The sequence below is a fragment of the Actinomyces acetigenes genome, assembly GCF_031296635.1.
GTDB lineage: Bacteria > Actinomycetota > Actinomycetes > Actinomycetales > Actinomycetaceae > Actinomyces > Actinomyces acetigenes.
In genome coordinates, this window is sequence record NZ_JASPFC010000013.1 from 34,210 (window position 1) to 52,712 (window position 18,503).

The 18,503-nt window shown below is 65.3% G+C and carries 16 protein-coding genes; 12 read left to right on the forward strand and 4 right to left on the reverse strand.

The window, feature by feature from the left end; genetic code table 11:
* Window positions 1-41 precede the first annotated feature (41 nt).
* The 9 genes from RIV14_RS06895 (at window position 42) to RIV14_RS06935 (ending at window position 11,004) form a co-directional block, all read left to right on the forward strand.
* Window positions 42-1,094, forward strand: a complete 1,053-nt coding sequence (locus RIV14_RS06895; protein ID WP_256699206.1) for a glycosyltransferase family 2 protein — start codon at window positions 42-44, stop codon at window positions 1,092-1,094.
* Entirely contained in the window at window positions 1,091-1,555 is a 465-nt protein-coding gene (locus RIV14_RS06900; RefSeq protein WP_075372194.1) for a GtrA family protein, read from the forward strand. The genes RIV14_RS06895 and RIV14_RS06900 overlap by 4 nt, the downstream gene beginning before the upstream one ends.
* Window positions 1,545-3,608 (forward strand): glycosyltransferase family protein, encoded by a 2,064-nt coding sequence (locus RIV14_RS06905; protein ID WP_075372195.1) that lies wholly within the window; start codon window positions 1,545-1,547, stop codon window positions 3,606-3,608. The genes RIV14_RS06900 and RIV14_RS06905 overlap by 11 nt, the downstream gene beginning before the upstream one ends.
* Window positions 3,609-3,643: 35 nt before the next feature.
* Entirely contained in the window at window positions 3,644-4,486 is an 843-nt protein-coding gene (locus RIV14_RS06910) for an NAD-dependent epimerase/dehydratase family protein (protein WP_075372196.1), read from the forward strand.
* 76 nt (window positions 4,487-4,562) lie between these two features.
* The gene (locus tag RIV14_RS06915; RefSeq protein WP_075372197.1) at window positions 4,563-6,443 is read left to right on the forward strand and encodes a rhamnan synthesis F family protein; all 1,881 of its coding nucleotides are present in this window, start codon (window positions 4,563-4,565) and stop codon (window positions 6,441-6,443) included.
* On the forward strand, window positions 6,440-7,546 hold the full coding sequence (locus RIV14_RS06920) for an acyltransferase family protein (protein ID WP_075372198.1): 1,107 nt from the start codon (window positions 6,440-6,442) through the stop codon (window positions 7,544-7,546). Before RIV14_RS06915 ends, RIV14_RS06920 begins: the two co-directional genes overlap by 4 nt.
* Window positions 7,547-7,731: 185 nt before the next feature.
* Window positions 7,732-8,826 carry an NAD-dependent epimerase/dehydratase family protein gene (locus RIV14_RS06925; protein WP_075372199.1) on the forward strand — a complete coding sequence of 365 codons (1,095 nt, stop codon included), beginning with the start codon at window positions 7,732-7,734 and terminating at the stop codon, window positions 8,824-8,826.
* A gap of 4 nt (window positions 8,827-8,830) precedes the next feature.
* Window positions 8,831-9,697, forward strand: a complete 867-nt coding sequence (locus RIV14_RS06930; RefSeq protein WP_075372200.1) for an ABC transporter permease — start codon at window positions 8,831-8,833, stop codon at window positions 9,695-9,697.
* An 8-nt stretch (window positions 9,698-9,705) separates the two neighbouring features.
* Window positions 9,706-11,004: an ABC transporter ATP-binding protein gene (locus RIV14_RS06935; RefSeq protein ID WP_081379558.1), complete on the forward strand. Its 1,299-nt coding sequence runs from the start codon at window positions 9,706-9,708 to the stop codon at window positions 11,002-11,004.
* Between the two features lie 28 nt (window positions 11,005-11,032).
* Here the strand turns inward: RIV14_RS06935 and RIV14_RS06940 are convergent, their stop codons facing one another.
* The 3 genes from RIV14_RS06940 to RIV14_RS06950 all read right to left on the reverse strand — a co-directional run bounded on the left by RIV14_RS06940 (window position 11,033) and on the right by RIV14_RS06950 (window position 14,407).
* On the reverse strand, window positions 11,033-12,163 hold the full coding sequence (locus RIV14_RS06940; RefSeq protein WP_075373243.1) for a glycosyltransferase family 2 protein: 1,131 nt from the start codon (window positions 12,161-12,163) through the stop codon (window positions 11,033-11,035).
* A gap of 136 nt (window positions 12,164-12,299) precedes the next feature.
* On the reverse strand, window positions 12,300-13,298 hold the full coding sequence (locus tag RIV14_RS06945) for a glycosyltransferase family 2 protein (RefSeq protein ID WP_075373242.1): 999 nt from the start codon (window positions 13,296-13,298) through the stop codon (window positions 12,300-12,302).
* Window positions 13,295-14,407, reverse strand: a complete 1,113-nt coding sequence (locus RIV14_RS06950; RefSeq protein WP_075373246.1) for a glycosyltransferase family 4 protein — start codon at window positions 14,405-14,407, stop codon at window positions 13,295-13,297. Before RIV14_RS06950 ends, RIV14_RS06945 begins: the two co-directional genes overlap by 4 nt.
* Before the next feature lie 167 nt (window positions 14,408-14,574).
* On the opposite strand from RIV14_RS06950, the gene RIV14_RS06955 reads away from it, so the two are divergent.
* From RIV14_RS06955 to RIV14_RS06965, 3 genes are all read left to right on the forward strand, one after another.
* The gene (locus RIV14_RS06955) at window positions 14,575-15,696 is read left to right on the forward strand and encodes a glycosyltransferase family 4 protein (protein ID WP_075373241.1); all 1,122 of its coding nucleotides are present in this window, start codon (window positions 14,575-14,577) and stop codon (window positions 15,694-15,696) included.
* 161 nt (window positions 15,697-15,857) lie between these two features.
* Window positions 15,858-16,775 carry an SDR family oxidoreductase gene (locus RIV14_RS06960; RefSeq protein ID WP_428978870.1) on the forward strand — a complete coding sequence of 306 codons (918 nt, stop codon included), beginning with the start codon at window positions 15,858-15,860 and terminating at the stop codon, window positions 16,773-16,775.
* Between the two features lie 91 nt (window positions 16,776-16,866).
* Window positions 16,867-16,995, forward strand: a complete 129-nt coding sequence (locus RIV14_RS06965) for a hypothetical protein (protein ID WP_256694918.1) — start codon at window positions 16,867-16,869, stop codon at window positions 16,993-16,995.
* Between the two features lie 460 nt (window positions 16,996-17,455).
* Here the strand turns inward: RIV14_RS06965 and rfbA are convergent, their stop codons facing one another.
* Entirely contained in the window at window positions 17,456-18,328 is an 873-nt protein-coding gene (gene rfbA, locus RIV14_RS06970) for a glucose-1-phosphate thymidylyltransferase RfbA (RefSeq protein WP_075373239.1), read from the reverse strand.
* Window positions 18,329-18,503: the final 175 nt, after the last annotated feature.

Genomic DNA, 18,503 nt, shown 5'->3' on the forward strand with positions numbered 1-18,503 from the left:
CATGGTCGGGTATGCCCCTGTTGGAGCCCCAGCCTCGATCAATGAGTCACGTGAGGACCTTTGGCCTGTCCATGAAGAAGATCAGCGTCGTCATCCCCAGTTACAATGAGGAAAAAAGCGTCAGGTTGATGTATGACCGACTGAACTCGGTATTTCGCACGCATCTTCCCCAGTACGACTACGAGATCATCTTCGTCGATGACTACTCGACGGACGGCACCCGCGGCGCGATCCGTGCTCTGGCGGCTGAGGACAAGCGGGTGAAGGCCGTCTTCAATGCCCGTAACTTCGGTTTTCACCGGAATGTCTTCTCGGCGCTCACTTACGGCTCGGGGGACGCGACCTTCATGCTCTTCGGCGACCTCCAGGACCCTCCGGAGAACCTCCCGGAGTTCGTGGCTCGCTGGGAGGCGGGGGCCAAGGTCGTCATCGGGCAGAGGCGATCCTCTGACGAGGGCTTCATCATGACGGGATGCCGTCACCTCTACTACAAGCTCATTGATTGGTTCGCCGACACGCCTCAGATCGCGCGCTTCACCGGATACGGGCTCTATGACGTCGAGTTCATCGATGTTCTGCGGCAGATAGGCGATATTCAGCCCTACTTCAAGACGGTGGTCGCTGAGTACGGGATCGGGCTCGAGATCGTCCAGTACGATCAGGCCCAGTCCTCCCGGGGGAAGTCGAACTTCAACTTCCTGCGCAACTACGACTTCGCCATGCAGGGAATCACCAGCTCCACCAAGCTGCTGATGCGCATGGCCACCTTCGTGGCCACCTTCGTCGGCATCATCTGCCTGGGCCTGGCCATCTTCGTCCTGGTCAAGAAGCTCATTGACTGGAACGCCTATCCGGTGGGTGAGGCCTCCCGCACGGTGGGCCTGTTCTTCCTCGGCTCCATTCAGCTGTTCTTCATCGGAATCCTGGGCGAGTACATTCTCAGCATCAACGGGCGCATTGTCAGCAAGCCTCGCGTGGTCATCGGTGAGCGTCTCAACTTCGGACCCTCCGAGGGGCTGTCGGGCTTCGGGGGCGGCTCATCGTCGCAGGTGGATCCCTCCACGCGGGAACGTCCCGGCGGGAACGCCTCTTGAACGCCCTCCAGGAGAAGCTGCGCCCCATCCTCCTGCAGTTCGGGCGCTTCCTCGTCGTCGGCGGTCTCTCCTTCAGTGCTGACTTTGGCCTGTTCACCGTGCTGTACGGACTGGGCGTGCCCCACCTCATCGCCAGTGCGACGTCCTTCTCCATCTCGGTGGTGCTCAACTACGTCCTCTCCAGGCGCTACGTCTTCGAGGCCCAGGAGAATGTCAGTGTTCTCAAGGAGTTCACGCTGTACGTTCTGCTCAACGTCGTCGCACTGGGCCTGAACACACTCATTCTCTATGTATGCGCTGACCTTGCTGGCATGAGCCCCTTCCTGGGGAAGATCCTCGCCACGGCAATCGTGCTCATCTACAACTTCATCTCCCGCAAAGCCCTCCTGGAGCGTCTTGGCACCTCCGGCGGGGCGGCTGTCCACCACTCCGATGAACAGGCAGGCTCTCGTGTCCGGTAAGTCCGCGAAGAACAGTACGGATCAGGTCAAGAACAGCACCGCTGAGACAGTCGATCAGGACCTCGCGCAAGAGATCCGCGCCCAGGACGAGGACGGGCAGCCGACAGGCGCGTCAGAGGAGCCGGAGGCAGTCTCGGCCGCAGGCGTGGCCTCACGGATTCGCACGTTCATCGATGCCAGGAGCGATCAAGGACGCCGGGCGGTCGAGCGCGTGGTGGACAGCCGCCTCGGCTCCTGGTGGAGCAGTACCGAGGGGCCCGGCCTCGTGGACTGGGCACTGCTGGGCGTCATCCTGCTCGGCGCCTACGCCTTCTTCCTCTACGGGGACGTGCGAGCCACCTTCGAGCACTCCTTCAACTTCCTGGACTCGGTGCTCCAAGGGCGGGTGGGAGACTTTTACCAGATCGCGATCGAGCACACCTCGACCGGTCACCCCGCGGTCTACGACATTCCGCTCTACCTGCTCTTCGGGCTATGGAACCTGCCGACCTACATCATCTACCGGATCACCGGCTTCCACTACCTGCTGTCGACGCCGGCGCAGCTGTGGCTCAAGACCCTGATGGTGCTGGCCGCGCTCATCGCCGCCAAGGTGCTGGTGGATATTGCGCGGGACCTGGGAGTCAGCCGGCAGCGCAGCAAGTGGGTCGCCTTCTTCTTCCTGTCCTCGATGACGCTGTTCGTCCCGGTCTTCGTCATCGTCCAGTACGACATCATCATGATCGTCTTCATCCTGCTGGGGCTGCGCGCCTATCTGCGCGGCCGGCTGGGCAGGTTCTTGCTGTGGTTCGCGATCGCCAATACTTTCAAGCTCTTCGCCATCTTCATCTTCGTGCCGCTTCTGCTGCTGCGGGAGAAGCGGCTGCGCGTGGTGACCCTTCAGCTCGGAGTCGGACTCATCGGCCTGGTGGCCTGCCGGGCCATCTACCACGGCAACGTGGCCTACAAGGCGTCCACCGGTGGATTCATGAGCAGCATGCTCCAAAGGCTCACCGCCGTCGGGATACCGTGGATGGGCAGTACGATCCCGGTCTTCGTGGTGTTCATGGTCGGGATCGTTGTCTTCGCCTACCTGCGCCGCCCTCAGGGGACGAAGGCTCTGGCGGCCGACGCGGTCTACGTCTGCATGGCCATCTACCTCGTCTTCGCCACGGTGGTCCCGCTCAACCCCTACTGGGCCGTCATGGTCTCGCCCTTTGCGGTGCTCATCATCTTCCTCAACTCGCGTCATGTGCTGCTCAACACCCTCCTCGAGACGGGTGTGGGAACCGCCTTGTTCCTCCTGTACGCCTTTAACGGCTACTCCATGTACAACCGGTCGATCTTCGATCAGCTGCTCCTGCCTCACCTGATCGCCCCGGTGGCGCAGCCCCGGTACGAGACTCCCGCGCAGTTCCTCGAGACCGTGGGAATCAGCCGGCAGGGCTCCTTCATCGTCGGCTTCATGATCGCCTGCGCCCTGGCGATCCTCATCATCAACTTCCCCCGTCGGAAGATGGTAGAGGACCTGGGCCAGGGGGAGCGCATCCCGCGCTCGGCGGCCTGGGTGCGTCTTCTCATGCCGGCGGGCTTCAGCGCGCTTGTCATGATTCCCTACTTCGTGCCCGCCATTCCGGTGGTGTACTCGGCATCCACTGACGCCCCTCAGGCGGGGAGTGTCAATATTCTCCAGGACGGGGCCAGCGTCGCCGAGACGATCACCCTGCCGTCAACCGTGGAGGTCAGCTCCGTCAATATCGCCTTCCTGGCCGAAGAGGTGCAGTGGCTCGACTCCTCGGTGGTCAACGTTGAGGTCACGGACGCCTCCGGCAACCAGGTCTTCAGGACCGAGGCCCCGGCGAACTCCCTTCACGCCGGCCTGCACGAGTTCCCGGCCGAGGGACTGGTCCTGCACGGTGGCGAGAAGTACACCGTGACGATCACCAGTAAGATGACCGAGGGCGGCAATGCCCGTGTCATGATCAACCCTGCAGTGGACCAGTTCCCGACCACGGAGAACGGAACGACCGTCCACGGTGACCTCCTCATGACCATCGCCGGCAGAACCAAGTGATTGCTCCGCAACCGCACCTGTTAGGATGCACAACCATGGCAAAGACAGTTCTCGTCACTGGAGCCGGCGGCTACATCGGTCGCCACGTCGTCACTGCGCTCTTGGAGCGCGGCCTGGACGTCACGGCCCTCGACCTGCGACTCGACGGTGTCGACGAGCGGGCGCAGAAGGTCTCCCTGGACCTCTTCTCCGGGGATGCTGACATCTACGATCAGATGGGACGCCCCGACGTCGTCCTGCACATGGCCTGGCGCGACGGCTTCAAGCACGCCTCCTGGGCCCACATGGATGACCTGGCCAAGCACGCCCACCTCATCGAGAACCTCTACGCGGGAGGCCTCAAGCACCTCGCCGTCATGGGGACGATGCATGAGGTCGGCTACTGGGAGGGTGCTATCGACGAGAGCTCTCCGTGCAACCCCGCCTCGCTGTACGGCATCGCCAAGAACGCGCTGCGGGAGACCACCTTCCTGTCGGCCAAGGCGCACGGCGCCGTCGCCCAGTGGATCCGCGCCTACTACATCGTGGGGGACGACAAGTTCGGCAACTCGATCTTCTCCAAGCTCCTGGCCGCCGCCGAGGAGGGTCGCACCACCTTCCCCTTCACCACGGGTAAGAACCGCTACGACTTCATCTCCGTGGACGAGCTGGCCAGGCAGATCGCAGCGATCGTGGACCAGACCGAGGTCAACGGCGTCATCAATGCCTGCACCGGCGAGCCCGTGAGCCTGGCCGAGCGCGTCGAGGCCTACATCCGCGACAACTGTCTGGACATCACCCTGGAGTACGGGGCCTTCCCGGATCGGCCCTACGACTCGCCGGGAGTGTGGGGCGATCCGACCAAGATCCGCCGTATCCTCGCCTCAAGCGCGAGCTGAGGCACCCTGAGCAGCCGCATCCCCACCCTTTTCCTGCCGCGGTAAGCGGCCCGAACCACTGCCCAGAAGGGACATCATGGCAACGCTTGGCGAGGACCCGAAGCGACTCGGAATCTTCTTCTTCTTCGATGCTCAAGGGGTTGTGGACTCCTACGTGGAGACCCTCCTCGCCGACATGGTCAAGAACCTCTCCGAGTTGGTCATTGTCGTCAACGGCGAGCTGACCGCCAAGAGCTACGCCAAGCTGAGTGCCTTTACGGACAACATCATCCTGAGGGAGAACAAGGGTCTGGACGCCTGGGCCTACAAGACGGCCCTGGAGAGCTACGGCTGGGACAGGCTCGCCGAGTTCGACGAGGTCGTCCTGTTCAACGCCACCATCATGGGGCCGGTGTATCCCTTCGAGGAGATGTTCACCGAGATGGCCGGTCGGGACATCGACTTCTGGGGCATCACCTGGTTCCACAAGGTTTCCGACGACCCCTTCGGGTATTCCCTGGAGGGGGGCTTGCCCCGTCATCTTCAGTCCCACTTCCACGCCTATCGGCGCTCCCTGGTCTCCTCCAAACCCTTCCAGGACTACTGGGACAACCTTCCTCAGATCAACTCCTACGAGGAATCCGTGGGGCTCCACGAGGCACCCTTTACGCAGCGCTTCGAGCGGCACGGCTTCATCTCCGACGTGTATGTCAACACTGAGGACCTGGAGGGCTTCACCCTGCAGCCCATCCTCTTCGCTCCCAAGCAGCTCATCGCAGAGAGGCGCTGCCCCATCTTCAAGCGCCGCTCCTTCTTCCACAGCTACGAGGATGTGCTTCACCAGGCCGTGGGGAACGCAACCGTCGAGCTCTACGAGTACCTGCGCGACCACACCGACTTCGACACGAACCTCATCTGGGACAACGCCCTGCGCTCCATGAACATGGCGGATCTGGTCAAGAATCTCCAGCTCACCTACGTCCTGCCCACGCAGGCGGTGGCCCGCGAGCCCAAGCCGCAGAAGGTCGCCCTCATCGCGCACCTGTACTACATGGACCTCCTGGAGCCCACGCTGGCCTATATCACGTCCATGCCCGAGGGGACGGACCTCATCCTCACCGTCGGATCCCAGGAGAAGGCGGATCTGGTGGAGGAGGCCTGCAAGAACCTGCCCTACAACGTGGACGTGCGCCTCATTGAGAACCGGGGCAGAGACGTCAGCGCGCTCCTGGTGGGCTGCAAGGACATCGTCAGCGACTACGACCTGGTCTGCTTCATGCACGACAAGAAGGTCACCCAGCTGAGCCCGTACACCGTGGGTGAGGGCTTCGCCCGCAAGTGCTTCGACAACCTCCTCCCGACTCGAGAGTTCGTCGAGAATGTCATCGCCACCTTCGACTCGGAGCCCCGACTCGGCCTGCTGTCGCCGACTCCTCCCAACCATGCCGACTACTTCCCCATTTACTCCTATAGCTGGGGGCCGAACTTCGATCGCACGAGAATGCTCCTGGAGAAAGAGCTGAACCTGAGCGTCCCGCTCGATGCTCACAAAGAGGTCATTGCCCCACTGGGCACCATGTTCTGGTTCCGTCCCGCAGCCCTCAAACCGTTGTTCGACCACGACTGGACATGGGAGGAATTCCCGCCTGAGCCGAACAATATTGACGGAACTATCCTCCACGCCATCGAGCGCGCCTACGGCTATGTCGCTCAGGCCTCGGGCTACTTCTGCGGCTGGCTCTTCTCGGACTCCTTCGCGCGGATCGAGCTGACGAATCTGTCGTACTACACCAGGGAGCTCACCACCGCGGTGTCGCAGCACTGGGGGGTTGATGTCGAGCAGCGAATGGTCCAACGGATCCGTTGTGCTCGCAGCACTCGTCAGCAGGTCAAGGATCAGGTCAGCCGCTGGATCCCGACCGCGGTGCGATCGCCCCTCAAGGGCGCGTACCGCCGAGTCAGGGGGATCGGCAAGTGACCGAAACGGGCGCGTCGGTGGGGGCGGCGGGTGCGAAGCCGGTCGCCAGAAAACGAACCAGGATCTTCTACCTCGATCTGGTCCGAGCCCTGGCTGCGCTTCTCATCGTCCTCACCCACTTCAACAACCCCTACCTGGCTGATGGCGGCTACGTTCTGACCAACTTCCCCTTCGGCATCTATGTGGGTGGGCTCGGTGTCTCCCTGTTCCTCATCATCTCTGGGGCTGCCCTGACGCTCACCTACCGGCGACCCATCAACCTCAAACGGTTCTACTGGAAGCGCTTCCTCAACATCTACCCGATGTTCTGGACTGCTTGGATTTTGGCGACGCTCTACTTCTTCGTTGTGACTGGGGGGCGACCGCCCAACAGTGCTCCGACGCGTTCTCTCATCTTCACGGTCCTCGGCGTGGACGGTCTAGTCGCCAACTTCCACGTGCGCACCGCCTACCTCCTGGGTGAGTGGTTCCTCGGTTTCATCCTCCTGTACTACCTCGTCTTCCCGCTGCTGCTGTGGGCCATCGACCGCTATCCGATCGTCACGGGCGTTGCCATCCTGGCGGCTTACGCCGCCACTGTGATCGTTATGCAGCGCTACTTCGCGGGCTACCCCTCGGCGATGATCCTCACGACCAGGCTCCCCGAGCTGGCCTTCGGCAGCTACTTCGTCCTCTACGGCCGCCGCGTTCACTGGGCCACCGTTATTCCGGCAGTAGCGGTCCTGGCCGTCTCGGCAATGCTCCCAGAGGAGATTCCCGAGGACGTGGCCACCACACTCGTCGGTATCTCGGCTTTCCTCATCCTCGTGGTCGTCGGTCGCTATGTGGCGATCCAGCCGGTACGTGTGCTCGTTGATCTCATCGCTAAGTACTCCTACCCGATCTTCCTGGTCCACCACGTCGTCATCATGGTCCTCTACGAGAAGATCAACGTGGCGGGCTTCGTGCCGGTTCAGCGCTACACGATGCTGGCCGCGACCTGCGTCATTGTCTTCGGCCTATCGGTGGCGCTGGTGAGGATCACTGACCACGTCGTTGCTTTCGTCACCAAGGCCTTCAAAGGCATGAGCTGGCGTCCCGAGGTCTCCGAGGCCGAACGTTAACGTGTCAGCGTGTGGCTCCGGGCAGGGGCGAGCTCGTGGCCCGCGCCCCTGAGGCGTGTCGAAGGCAACGGCGGTTGCGGGCCCTTAAGGCTCCGGCATCGCTGAGAATAGTGACGAGGTCGTTGTGCGACGCGTGAGAGCTCGTTACTCCGGCCCCGACTCGACAACACCCAAGGGAGACTCTCGTGACCCGTACCTGCCTCGTGACTGGTGGCGCCGGATTCATCGGCTGCGCGATCTCGCGTGATCTGGCGGACGCCTTCGACCGCGTCGTGGCCCTGGACAACATGCACCCGCAGATCCACCCCTCCCAGGCTCGGCCTGCCGAGCTCGACGAGCGCGTGGAGCTGCGCCGCCTGGACGTGTCCGTCGGTGAGGACTGGGACTCGGTCCTGGCTGAGGTCGCACCGGATGTCATCGTCCACCTGGCCGCGGAGACCGGCACCGGTCAGTCGCTCACCGAAGCCTCCCGACACGCGAATGTCAACGTCGTCGGCACTACGCAGATGCTGGACGCCCTCGTGCGCCACGAGATCCGTCCGGACAAGATCGTCCTGGCCTCCTCCCGGGCCGTCTACGGAGAAGGGAAGTGGGTGGATGCGGAAGGGCACTACTCCTACCCCGGGCAGCGCACCCACGCAATGCTTGAGGCAGGGCAGTGGGACTTCACCGGCCTGACCCCCTCGGTCCAGTCCTCCACCGAGGTCAAGGCCTCCCCGGCCAACGTCTACGCTGCGACCAAGTTTTGCCAGGAGAACCTCGTGACCTCCTGGTGCGGCTCCTTTGGTGTCACCCCGGTGCTCTACCGGCTTCAGAACGTCTACGGCCCCGGCCAGTCCCTCATCAACCCTTACACCGGCATCGTCTCCCTCTTCGCCCGCCTGTCCAAGCAGGGACAGTCCATTCCGGTTTACGAGGACGGTCAGATCGTGCGGGACTTCGTCTTCATCGACGACGTCGCCTCCGCCATCGTGGCCGGCGTCCTGCACTCGCCGGCCGCCGTCAAGCCCTACGACATCGGCCTGGGGGAGCGGACCACCATCATGCAGATCGCTCAGGTCATCGCCGCGCACTATGGAGCGCCTGCCCCGCACGTCACCGGCCAGTTCCGTGACGGCGACGTGCGCGCAGCCTGGGCCGACACTACGCGCGCCCGCCAGGCGCTGGACTGGGAGCCCCGGGTCGGCGTCACCGAGGGTATCAACCGGCTGTGCGACTGGATCGACGCCCAGGAGGGGGCGGTTCCACCCACGCACACAGGCACTGCGACGGAGGTGTGAGCCTATGATGCTCTCTCGACTGCTCCGCTCGGAGGACGCCCGCCAGACGCTGGACCTCACCCTTCGGCTGACTCAGCGCTCGGTCTCCTCGGAGTTCAAGGGCACCGCCCTGGGGCGCCTGTGGTCCTTCATCAACCCCCTGGCCACCATCGCCATCTTCGCCCTCATCTTCGGTGTTGTCTTCCGCGGGGGAGTGCAGGAGGGCCGCAACTCCGGGATCGACTCCTTCGCCCTGTGGATCGGCATCGGGGTGCTCAGCTGGACCTTCTTCTCCAACGGCATCATGGCCTCCATGAACGCCCTCGTGAACAACTCGGGGCTCCTCACCAAGGTCTACTTCCCCCGCCAGGTCCTCATCTACTCCGCGGTGCTCTCCCTGGCCGTGGACTTCGCCTTCGAGCTGCTCGTGCTGATCATCATCGCCATATTGATGGGCGGTCCCGGGGTCCTCCTCATGATCCCGGCGCTGTTTGTCGTCACCGTGCTGGCGGGCATGTTCGCCGTCGGACTGGGCCTCATGCTGTCCATCGCCACCGTCTACTTCCGGGACCTCGGCCACCTGTGGCAGATCTTCAACCAGATCTGGATGTACGCCTCCGGCGTCGTCTTCCCGCTGAACATGCTCGACGGAGTCCAGAACCGCCTATTCGACGCTGGATGGCAGATCAACGGCGCACCAATTCCCATCACGACGATCGCTCGGCTCAACCCGGCCGAGACTTACCTCGAGGCCTTCCGATCCTGCCTGTACGATTTCGCCCTGCCGTCGCTACCGGTCTTCCTGGCCTGCCTGGGGTGGGCGGTCGTCATGCTCTCACTGGGCCTGGTCTTTTTCCGCCGGCACTCGGCGAGCATCGTTGAGGAGCTCTGATACGTCAGATGACTGCAACAACCGGATCGTCCACATCATCAACGTCGTCGGCGCAGAGCTCCTCGGCAGCATCCTCGGCCGTGCCAGCCGTGCGCATCGAGGACGTCTCCAAGCGCTTCAGGATCTACCACCACCGCAACCAGTCCCTCAAGGGTGCCATTCTGCAACGGGGCCGCGGCATCTACGAGGACTTCTGGGCGCTCAAGGACATCACCTTCGACATTCCCGAGGGCAAGACCTTCGGGCTCATGGGACACAACGGATCGGGCAAGTCCACGCTGCTCAAGTGCATCGCCAAGATCCTGGCTCCCGACTCGGGCTCCATCACCGCCCGGGGGCGCATGGCCGCCATGCTGGAGGTCGGCTCGGGCTTCCACCCCGAGCTCTCCGGGCGGGAGAACATCTTCCTCAACGGCGCCATCCTGGGGATGAGCCGTAAGGAGATCGAAGCCAAGTTCGATGACATCGTCGACTTCTCCGGGGTGGGTGAGTTCATCGATCAGCCAGTGAAGAACTACTCCTCGGGCATGTACGTGCGCCTGGGCTTCTCAGTGTCCATTCACGTCGAGCCGGAGATCCTCCTGGTTGACGAGGTCCTGGCCGTCGGTGACATGGAGTTCCAAGAACGGTGCATGGACAAGTTCGCCGAGTTCCGCGAGGACGGCCGCACCGTTGTCGTCGTCTCCCACGGCCTGGAGCAGATGCGCACCTTCTGCGATGAGGTCGCCTGGCTCGACCACGGCCGGCTCAAGGAGGTCGGTCCGGCCCCCGAGGTGATCGACAAGTACTCCGATGTCACTCACGGTGCCAAACAGGTCAAGGAGGGCATCGGCACCCGCTTCGGCAGCGGTGAGGCCCAGATCAGCCGCATCGAGCTGCTTGACCGCAGCGGCCGGCCGGTGACCTCCATGCGTACCGGGGACGAGGCCACCATTCGCCTTCACTACCGCTGCGAGGAGACGATTGAGAAGCCCGTCTTCGGCTGCTCCATCGACACCCGTGAGGGCTTCTTCGCCTGGGGACTTCACGGTCTCGACGACGGCTTCCAGCCCGAGAGGATTGAGCCGGGCGAGGGGGCCGTGGACGTCTCCATCCCCGCGATGATGCTGCGGCCGGGCGCCTACCTCATCTCCGGATCCATCCAGCCCTGGCAGCTCTCCAGCGTCATCGACGTCTACCAGAAGGCCACCGCCTTCGACATCACCCCGGGCCCACGCATGGAGTCCGGGGGACTGGTGGCCCTGGGGGCACACTTCGAGCGGATCACCCCGCCGCGCCCCATGGTCAAGCCCGTCAAGAACAGCTGAGGCTCGGCGGGGCGGGCAGAGCCGCTGCTCAGCCCCGCCGAATCCTCTTGACTCCTTGGGCCACAGTGCGGAAGAAGGGCTTGACCGTGGCCTCGAGGTGGTCGATCTTCCCCTTGGTCTCATGGAGCTGCATCAGGACATGACGGATCGAGTCGTGCAGGTCGCCAATGGTGAAGCGCAGAGAATGCATGTCCTCATGAAGTTGCGCGATGGACTGGGTCAGGTACGCGTTCTGCTGATCCAGCTTTTTCTCGTGCTCACGTAGATGCTCCTCGTGCTGGTGCAGACGTTCCTCGAGCCGGTGGTAGTACTCCGCCGAGACCAGCAGGAGGCCCAAGTTCCCGGGAGCGGCTGGCGCGCTGTGCGAGACGGAGGCCTCGGTCCCGGCGCCCTCTAGGGATAGACGGGCGTAGCGGTCCCGGATGGCGAGGTTGTCGGTGCGGTGATGGACGGCGTCGACGACGACGGAGTTGCCCATCGTCCCGTCGGTGGAGTCACGATGGTGCCAGTGGGCCAACGGCTCCCCGTTGATGAAGCCCACCGGGGAGGTTGCCAGCAGACGCAGGTTGAAGTCCCAGTCGGCCTGGGTCAGCAGGTTGCCGTCCCAGTGGCCGATGCGGTCGGCCACCTCACGGCGGATGAGCTGCGAGATCGGCGGGACGTAGTTGGCCACCATCGTGTCGATGAGGGTCCAGCTCTCCCCGTCTTTCGTCATCACCCAGTGGCCTCGCTCGACCAGCCCCTCTTCGGTGACCATCTCATCGACTACGTCGCAGCGTGTTGCCACGGCACCGTGCTTGGGGTGCTCATCGAGGTGGGCCACGCAGGCAGCCAGGAAGCTGGGCTCCCAGGAGTCGTCGTCGTCATGGATCGCGAAGAACTCACAGGAGGAGGCGGCCAGGCCATCCTCCAGGGCGGCCTCGCGCCCGTGAGAGGTCTCATTGGTGACCACCGTGGTGCGCTCACGCAGCCACTCGGGGGCACTGGCCAGAGCACTCTCCACGGGCTCAGTACTCCCGGCATCGTTGACGATGACGAGCTCGAGATCCTGGAAGGACTGCGCCCCGACCGACTGAACCGCTCGCTTGAGCATCAGGGGACGGTTGCGGGTCCGGGTCACCACGGTGACCCGTGGGGATTGTGTGGCGGGTCCAGCCATGTCGAGGGTCCTCCTTGATCCAATCATGCGAATGCCGCGTGCTTGACGGTACTGTCCGGTGACGCGGTGCGTCTGACGACGTCGGTTCGGTAACTGTAACGGTTAGGGGTACGAACGGCGTAGTCGTGTGCCGCAATCAGTGGCTACTCGACGAACCTCTCGCCCGCCGACGCAGCTCGCGTGGCAGACCGGCGACGGCCTGAGCCAGTCCCGCCACCACCGGGCCGCGCTGCGGCCCCCGCAGGGAACGCACCAGTGTACGGGCCAGCGCCTGCATCACCACCGGGGCCGGACTGTGGGCGGCGGCTGTCAGAATCCGGTTGCGGGCGTTGACCCGGATAAACATCGGTGAGTCGGTTCCCGAGGAGGAGGCGTGCTCGTGGCGCGCCACGGCCTCACGCACGTAGACGACTCGCCAACCGCGCTCACGCAGGCGCCAGGACAGATCCGTGTCCTCATAGTACATGAACAGGTCCTCGCGGAAGCCCCCCAGGGCCTGCCACGCCTCACGCCGGATCGCACAAGCGCCCCCGCACAGGCCGAAGACCTCGCTGGGGGAGTGCTCCCGCTCGGCGGGCACCAGCCAGTCCCGGTCATAGCCGTTGCCCGAGGCATCCACCAGGTTGCCCGTGGAGTTGACCAGGGCCTCCCCCTCGCCGCGGGCAGCGGCCTCGTCGTCGAGCCGGGTCCACCGCCCGGTGTGCGGGGAGACGAGTGCGTCCTGCTGCCCCGGGGCGGCCGGCATCCAGCGGCCGGCCAGCAGAATCCGCGCCGTCGCCGCGGCCGGAGCCACTGCGGACGGCGGGTCGCTCAGAGGGGCCAGGAGCGCCTCGAGGAAGCCGGACTCGGCCACCGCGTCATTGTTGAGCAGGACGAGGACATCCTCAGCCATTCCCCGGGCGCCGAGGTTGACGCCGGCACCAAAGCCCCGGTTCTCGCTCGACTCGACCACCGTGAGCCCCTCCCGGCGCAGAAGCCCGGCCGAGCCGTCACCGGAGGCGTTGTCCACGACGACGAGCCCGTCCCCGTCTCCCAGCTGCTCACGGATGGAGCGGGCCGCCCGGATCGTCAGCTCGGCCTGGCGCCAGTTGACGATGACGACGCGAGCTGAAGGACGCCTGACGGGCTGGGTCACACCGCACCCCCGATGAGGGCGTGATAGACCTCCGTGTGCGCTGCGGCGCAGGCCTCCCAGGTGAAGGTTCGGGCGCGCTCGCGGCCGGCCTCGGCCAGCTCGTCGTGCTCCGCTCCAATGGCCCGGGCGAGCCGGTCTGCGATCTCACGCGGCGAGGCGGGGTCGGCCAGCAGGCCGGCCTGTCCGCACACTTCGGCCATGCAGGTCCCGGCGCTGGTGACCACCGGGGTTCTGTAGGCCATGGCCTCCAGGACCGGCAGACCGAAGCCCTCCCAGATGGAGGGGAAGCAGAAGGCGCGGGCGCCGCTGTAGGCGGCCGCCAGCTCGTCGTCGTCGAGCCTGCCGGTGACGTGGACCCGATCACCCAGTCGGGTCAGCAGCTCGCGCTCGGCGGCGTCGTCGCCCCAACCGGCCGGACCGACGAGGACCAGATCGAGGCCACCGGCGTCGTCGTGCTCCTCGATGAGCAGTGCGAAGGCCCGCAGCAGTCCCAGCAGGTTCTTGCGGGGCTCGCGCGTACCCGTCCACAGGATGTAGTCGCGCGTGAGGCCCCGGGTAGCCCGGAAGTCTCGGATCTGTTCGTCGGTGACGGCACGGGTGCGCACTCCGTGCGGGATGACGTAGAGGCGGGCGGCGTCGATGCCCGCCGCGATGCAGTCGTCAGCGGTGGCCTGGGAAGGGACGACGATGGCGTTGGCCTCGGTGATGACTCGCTCCAGGCAGCGGCTGAAGTAGGCGTTGCCGCGCGCGGTGAAGTGCTCGGGTGAGCGCAGGAAGGCCAGGTCGTGCACGGTGACGACCAGCGGCAACGAGGTGGGGGGCAATGCCCAGGTCGTGGCGTGAATGAGCTGGGTGCCGGGCAGGATGGACTCGGCCCGAGGCAGCCCCAGGCGGTTCCAGGATTCGTACAGTGCGGTGCGAGGCAGGTGGGAGGAGCGTATGGGCATCGGTGGTAGACCGACCTCCCGGGGGGAGGCAGCCCCCTGGTGACGGGCGGTGATCCCGGCCACGGGCACCCGCCGGGCGCGCAGGGCCTGGGCGAGCTCGACGATGTAGGTGCCCGAGCCCCCGGGGACGGGCTGCCACAGCTGCTCCACCACCATGCCCACCCTGGGGCCGCGGGGGCGAGCCGGTGGGCGCGAGCCGTTGGCGGTGGAGGACGCGGTGCGGGAGGCGGGGGAGGGGGAAGGGGCCGGGGAGTGCGCCGGGCGGGAAGGATCTGCGCTCATGGGCTCAGAGTACGGGGTGAGCGCGCGCGGCGCGGTAGCCTGCCGTCATGAAGGTTCTTCTTGATGCGACGGCGATCCCGGCTGATCTCGGAGGCGTGGGGCGCTATGTCGACGACCTTGTCCCCGAGCTCATCGCCTGCGGCGTCAACCTGGCCATGGCCGTCCAGCAGCGGGACGTGGCGCACTTCTCCACCAAGGTGCCCCGCGCCCACCTCTTCCCGGTCTCGCAGTCCATGGAGTCGCGCGGTGCCCGGATGGCCTGGGAACAGACGGGGCTACCGGCACTCATCCACCGGATCCGCCCCGATGTCCTGCACTCGCCCCACTACACCTTCCCGGCCCTGCACCAGGTGCCCGTGGTCGTTACCCTCCACGACGCCACGTTCTTCTCCCACCCGCAGGCGCACTCGCCCATCAAGCAGAAGTTCTTCACCAACGCCATCCGCCGGGCCGTGCGGCGGGCCGACGCGCTGGTCGTCCCCTCGCAGGCCACCCGCGACGAGACCATCAAGTACGTCGGTGGCGATACCGAGCGCTTCCACATCGCCTACCACGGCGTGGACACCTCCGTGTTCCACCCGGTCGACGACGCCGAACGGGCCCGCGTGGCTGCCTCCCTCGGACTGGAGGGGCGGCGCTACATCGGCTTCCTGGGGACCCTGGAGCCCCGCAAGAACGTTCCCAACCTGGTGCGCGCCTGGGCCAGCGTCTTCCGCGACTGCGAGGACGCCCCAGCCCTGGTCCTGGCCGGTGGACCCGGGTGGGATGAGGATATCGAGCCCGCCCTGGCTCAGGTGCCCCGGCACCTGACCGTCCTGAGGCCCGGTTACCTGCCCCTGGAGGACCTGCCCGGGTTCCTGTCCGGATGCGAGATCCTGGCTTATCCCTCCATCGGTGAGGGCTTCGGCCTGCCGGTCCTGGAGGCCATGGCCTGCGGGGCCGCCGTCCTGACCACCCGCGAGCTGAGCCTTCCGGAGGTCGGGGGCGACGCCGTCGCCTACTGCGGATCGGACGCCCAGGCCATCGCCCGGGGCCTCGTGGTCCTGGACGCCCAGCCCGATCGGCGCCGGGCCCTGGGAGCCGCTGCCCCGAAGCGGGCCGCCGAGTTCACCTGGAGGGCCTCCGCCCAGGCGCATGTCGAGGCCTACCACGCCGCCATGGCACGCTGATGCCCTCCGTGTTCGTGGCGTGCAGCATGTCGTTGGCCTCAGTGATATCGACCGAGACGGCCGGCGCACTCGTGTAATGTTCATCGACAGGTTGATGACTCTTATGAGACGTCAGCAGGACGACGCTCAGCGGGAAGGAAGAGACGCCAGTGAATGAGATCATGCCCCTGCAGACTGAGGGGACCTCCCTTCCTCGTGCCGGGCGCGAAGAAGGGAAGACGTACGGACGTGTTCTCGTCACCGGCGCCAACGGTCAGCTGGGGCGTGCGCTCATGGCCCTGCTGCCGCAGGCGGGCTTCGATCCCACCGGCATCGACCTGCCTGAGGTGGACATCTCGGATACGGCCGCCATGTCCGCCTGGGACTGGTCGGGGTACGACATCATCATCAACGCTGCGGCCTGGACCAACGTGGACGGGGCGGAGACCCCTGAGGGCCGTCGGCTGTCTTGGCGGGCCAACACGGTCGGGCCGGTCAACCTGGCCCGAGCGGCCGTCCAGCACGGCCTGACTCTGGTGCACCTGTCCACCGAGTACACCTTCGACGGCGTGACGGCTGTCCACACCGAGGAGGAGACCCCCTCGCCGCTGGGCGTCTACGGTCAGTCCAAGGCGGCCGGGGACGCCGCCGTCAGTGTCTGCCCCCGGCACTACCTGGTGCGCACCTCCTGGGTGGTCGGCGATGGCAAGAACTTCGTCAAGACGATGCTCTCCCTGGCCGAGCGCGGTATCAGCCCACGGGTTGTGGCCGACCAGACCGGGCGCCTCACCTTCGCCTCCGATCTGGCAGCCGGCATCATCCACCTCATCACCTCGGGCGCCGAGTTCGGCACCTACAACCTCTCTGGTGACGGCCCGATCCTCTCCTGGGCCGATATCGCCAAGCGGGTCTATGAGAAGGCCGGCCACAGCCCCGACGAGGTCACTCCCGTCACCACTGAGGAGTACTACGCAGGTCAGGAGGGGATCGCGCCGCGGCCACTGAGCTCGGTCCTGGACCTGGCGAGGATCAAGGCCACAGGTTTCACCCCGGCTGACTCTACGGAGCGTCTGAACGTTTATCTTCAGGGCCTGCTGTAGGTTGTCCCTCGTGGGATTGCATCCCTCTCATCCCTGTTTCCTGTCGGAGATCTGTATGAGACGTGAGCTCACCACGTACTTACGACTGCCCATGAGTCGCATAGAGACCGGGGCAACGTTGTCCCGGCGCCCGGCACTGGCCGGTGGACTCCTCCTGGTTCTCATGCTGCTGACCGGACTCGGGTGGGCGGTGTCCCTCTCCAGTGGACTCGTCTCCTGATGATGACTTCCACCTTGGTGTCCCCGCCCAGCGTGGGAGTACTGCCAGACCAGTGTGATGAACGGTGATCCGGTGGCCCGGGTCCCGGTTGCGGTGTCGGACGACTCCATGAAGTGCTACAACTTCCACCCAGATAGGTCGGCGGGGTGTGCGCTCGGCTTCTGTGCGCCACAGCGCTTGAGGCGACCATTCGTTCAGGGAATCCACGAGTGGTGGGAGCTCAATCTCAACAAGCACATCGAGTGGTGGTGGAGCGTGCCGGTCTCGCCCATGATGGTCTGGTTCCTCACGACATGCTTCGCTACTGCGGCTCTAGGAGTCGCCATGGCGATGCTGACGCGTGCACCTCAGGGGCAAGAGGAGACGCAGGGCTCGTAAGCACTGTGGGTGGGTGGCGCCATGGCGCTACCCACCCACAAGGCATGAGGAGAGGAGCGCGTTGGACGCTCCGGCGGGTACCTCAGGACTGCTGGTTCTCCAACAGGCCCAGGAGGTAGGCGCCGTACCCGGACTTCACCAGGGGCTCAGCGCGCTGGCGCAGGCCCTCGTCGTCGATGAAGCCCATGCGCCAGGCGACCTCCTCGGGGGCGCCAATGTTGAGGCCCTGACGGTGCTGGACGGTACGGATGAAGCCGGTGGCGTCGGCCAGGGAGTCGAAGGTGCCGGTGTCGAGCCAGGCGGTGCCGCGGGGCAGGACCTCTACGGTGAGCCTGCCGGCCTCCAGGTAGGTGCGGTTGACGTCGGTGATCTCGTACTCGCCGCGGGCGGAGGGCTTGAGGTTCTTCGCGATCTCGACGACGTCGTTGTCATAGAAGTACAGGCCGGGAACGGCGTAGTTGGAGCGGGGCTGGGCCGGCTTCTCCTCGATGGAGATCGCCTTGAAGTTCTCGTCGAACTCGACCACGCCGTAGGCCGTGGGGTCGGCGACCTGGTAGGCGTAGACGACACCGCCGTCGGGGCTGGTGTGGCGGCGCAGCTGGGTGCCCATGCCGGGGCCGTAGAAGATGTTGTCGCCCAGGACCAGGGCGGCGCTGTCGTCGCCGATGAAGTCGGCGCCCAGCACGAAGGCCTGAGCCAGGCCGTTGGGCTTCTGCTGAACGGTGTAGGACAGGTTGACGCCGAGCTGGGAGCCATCGCCCAGGAGGCGGTGGAAGGAGGGGGCGTCGTGGGGAGTGGTGATGACCAGGACGTCCTGGATCCCGGCGAGCATGAGGGTGGTCAGCGGGTAGTAGACCATCGGCTTGTCGTAGACGGGGACCAGCTGCTTGGAGGTCCCCAGGGTGATCGGGTTGAGTCGCGTGCCGGAGCCTCCGGCCAGAATGATTCCTCGCATACCCCAAGCATGACCCATTCCGGCCCCGAATGGCGCCAGGACCGAGCGGATCGGGAGCTCTTCTCCGTGGTTTCCGGCACGTTCCGTCCCTGGCGGCCCCGTCTGAGGGGTGTCGAGCAGGCCGCGCCGATAGACTCGCACGGCGGCGCCTCGCAGACACGGTGGCGCCGAGACT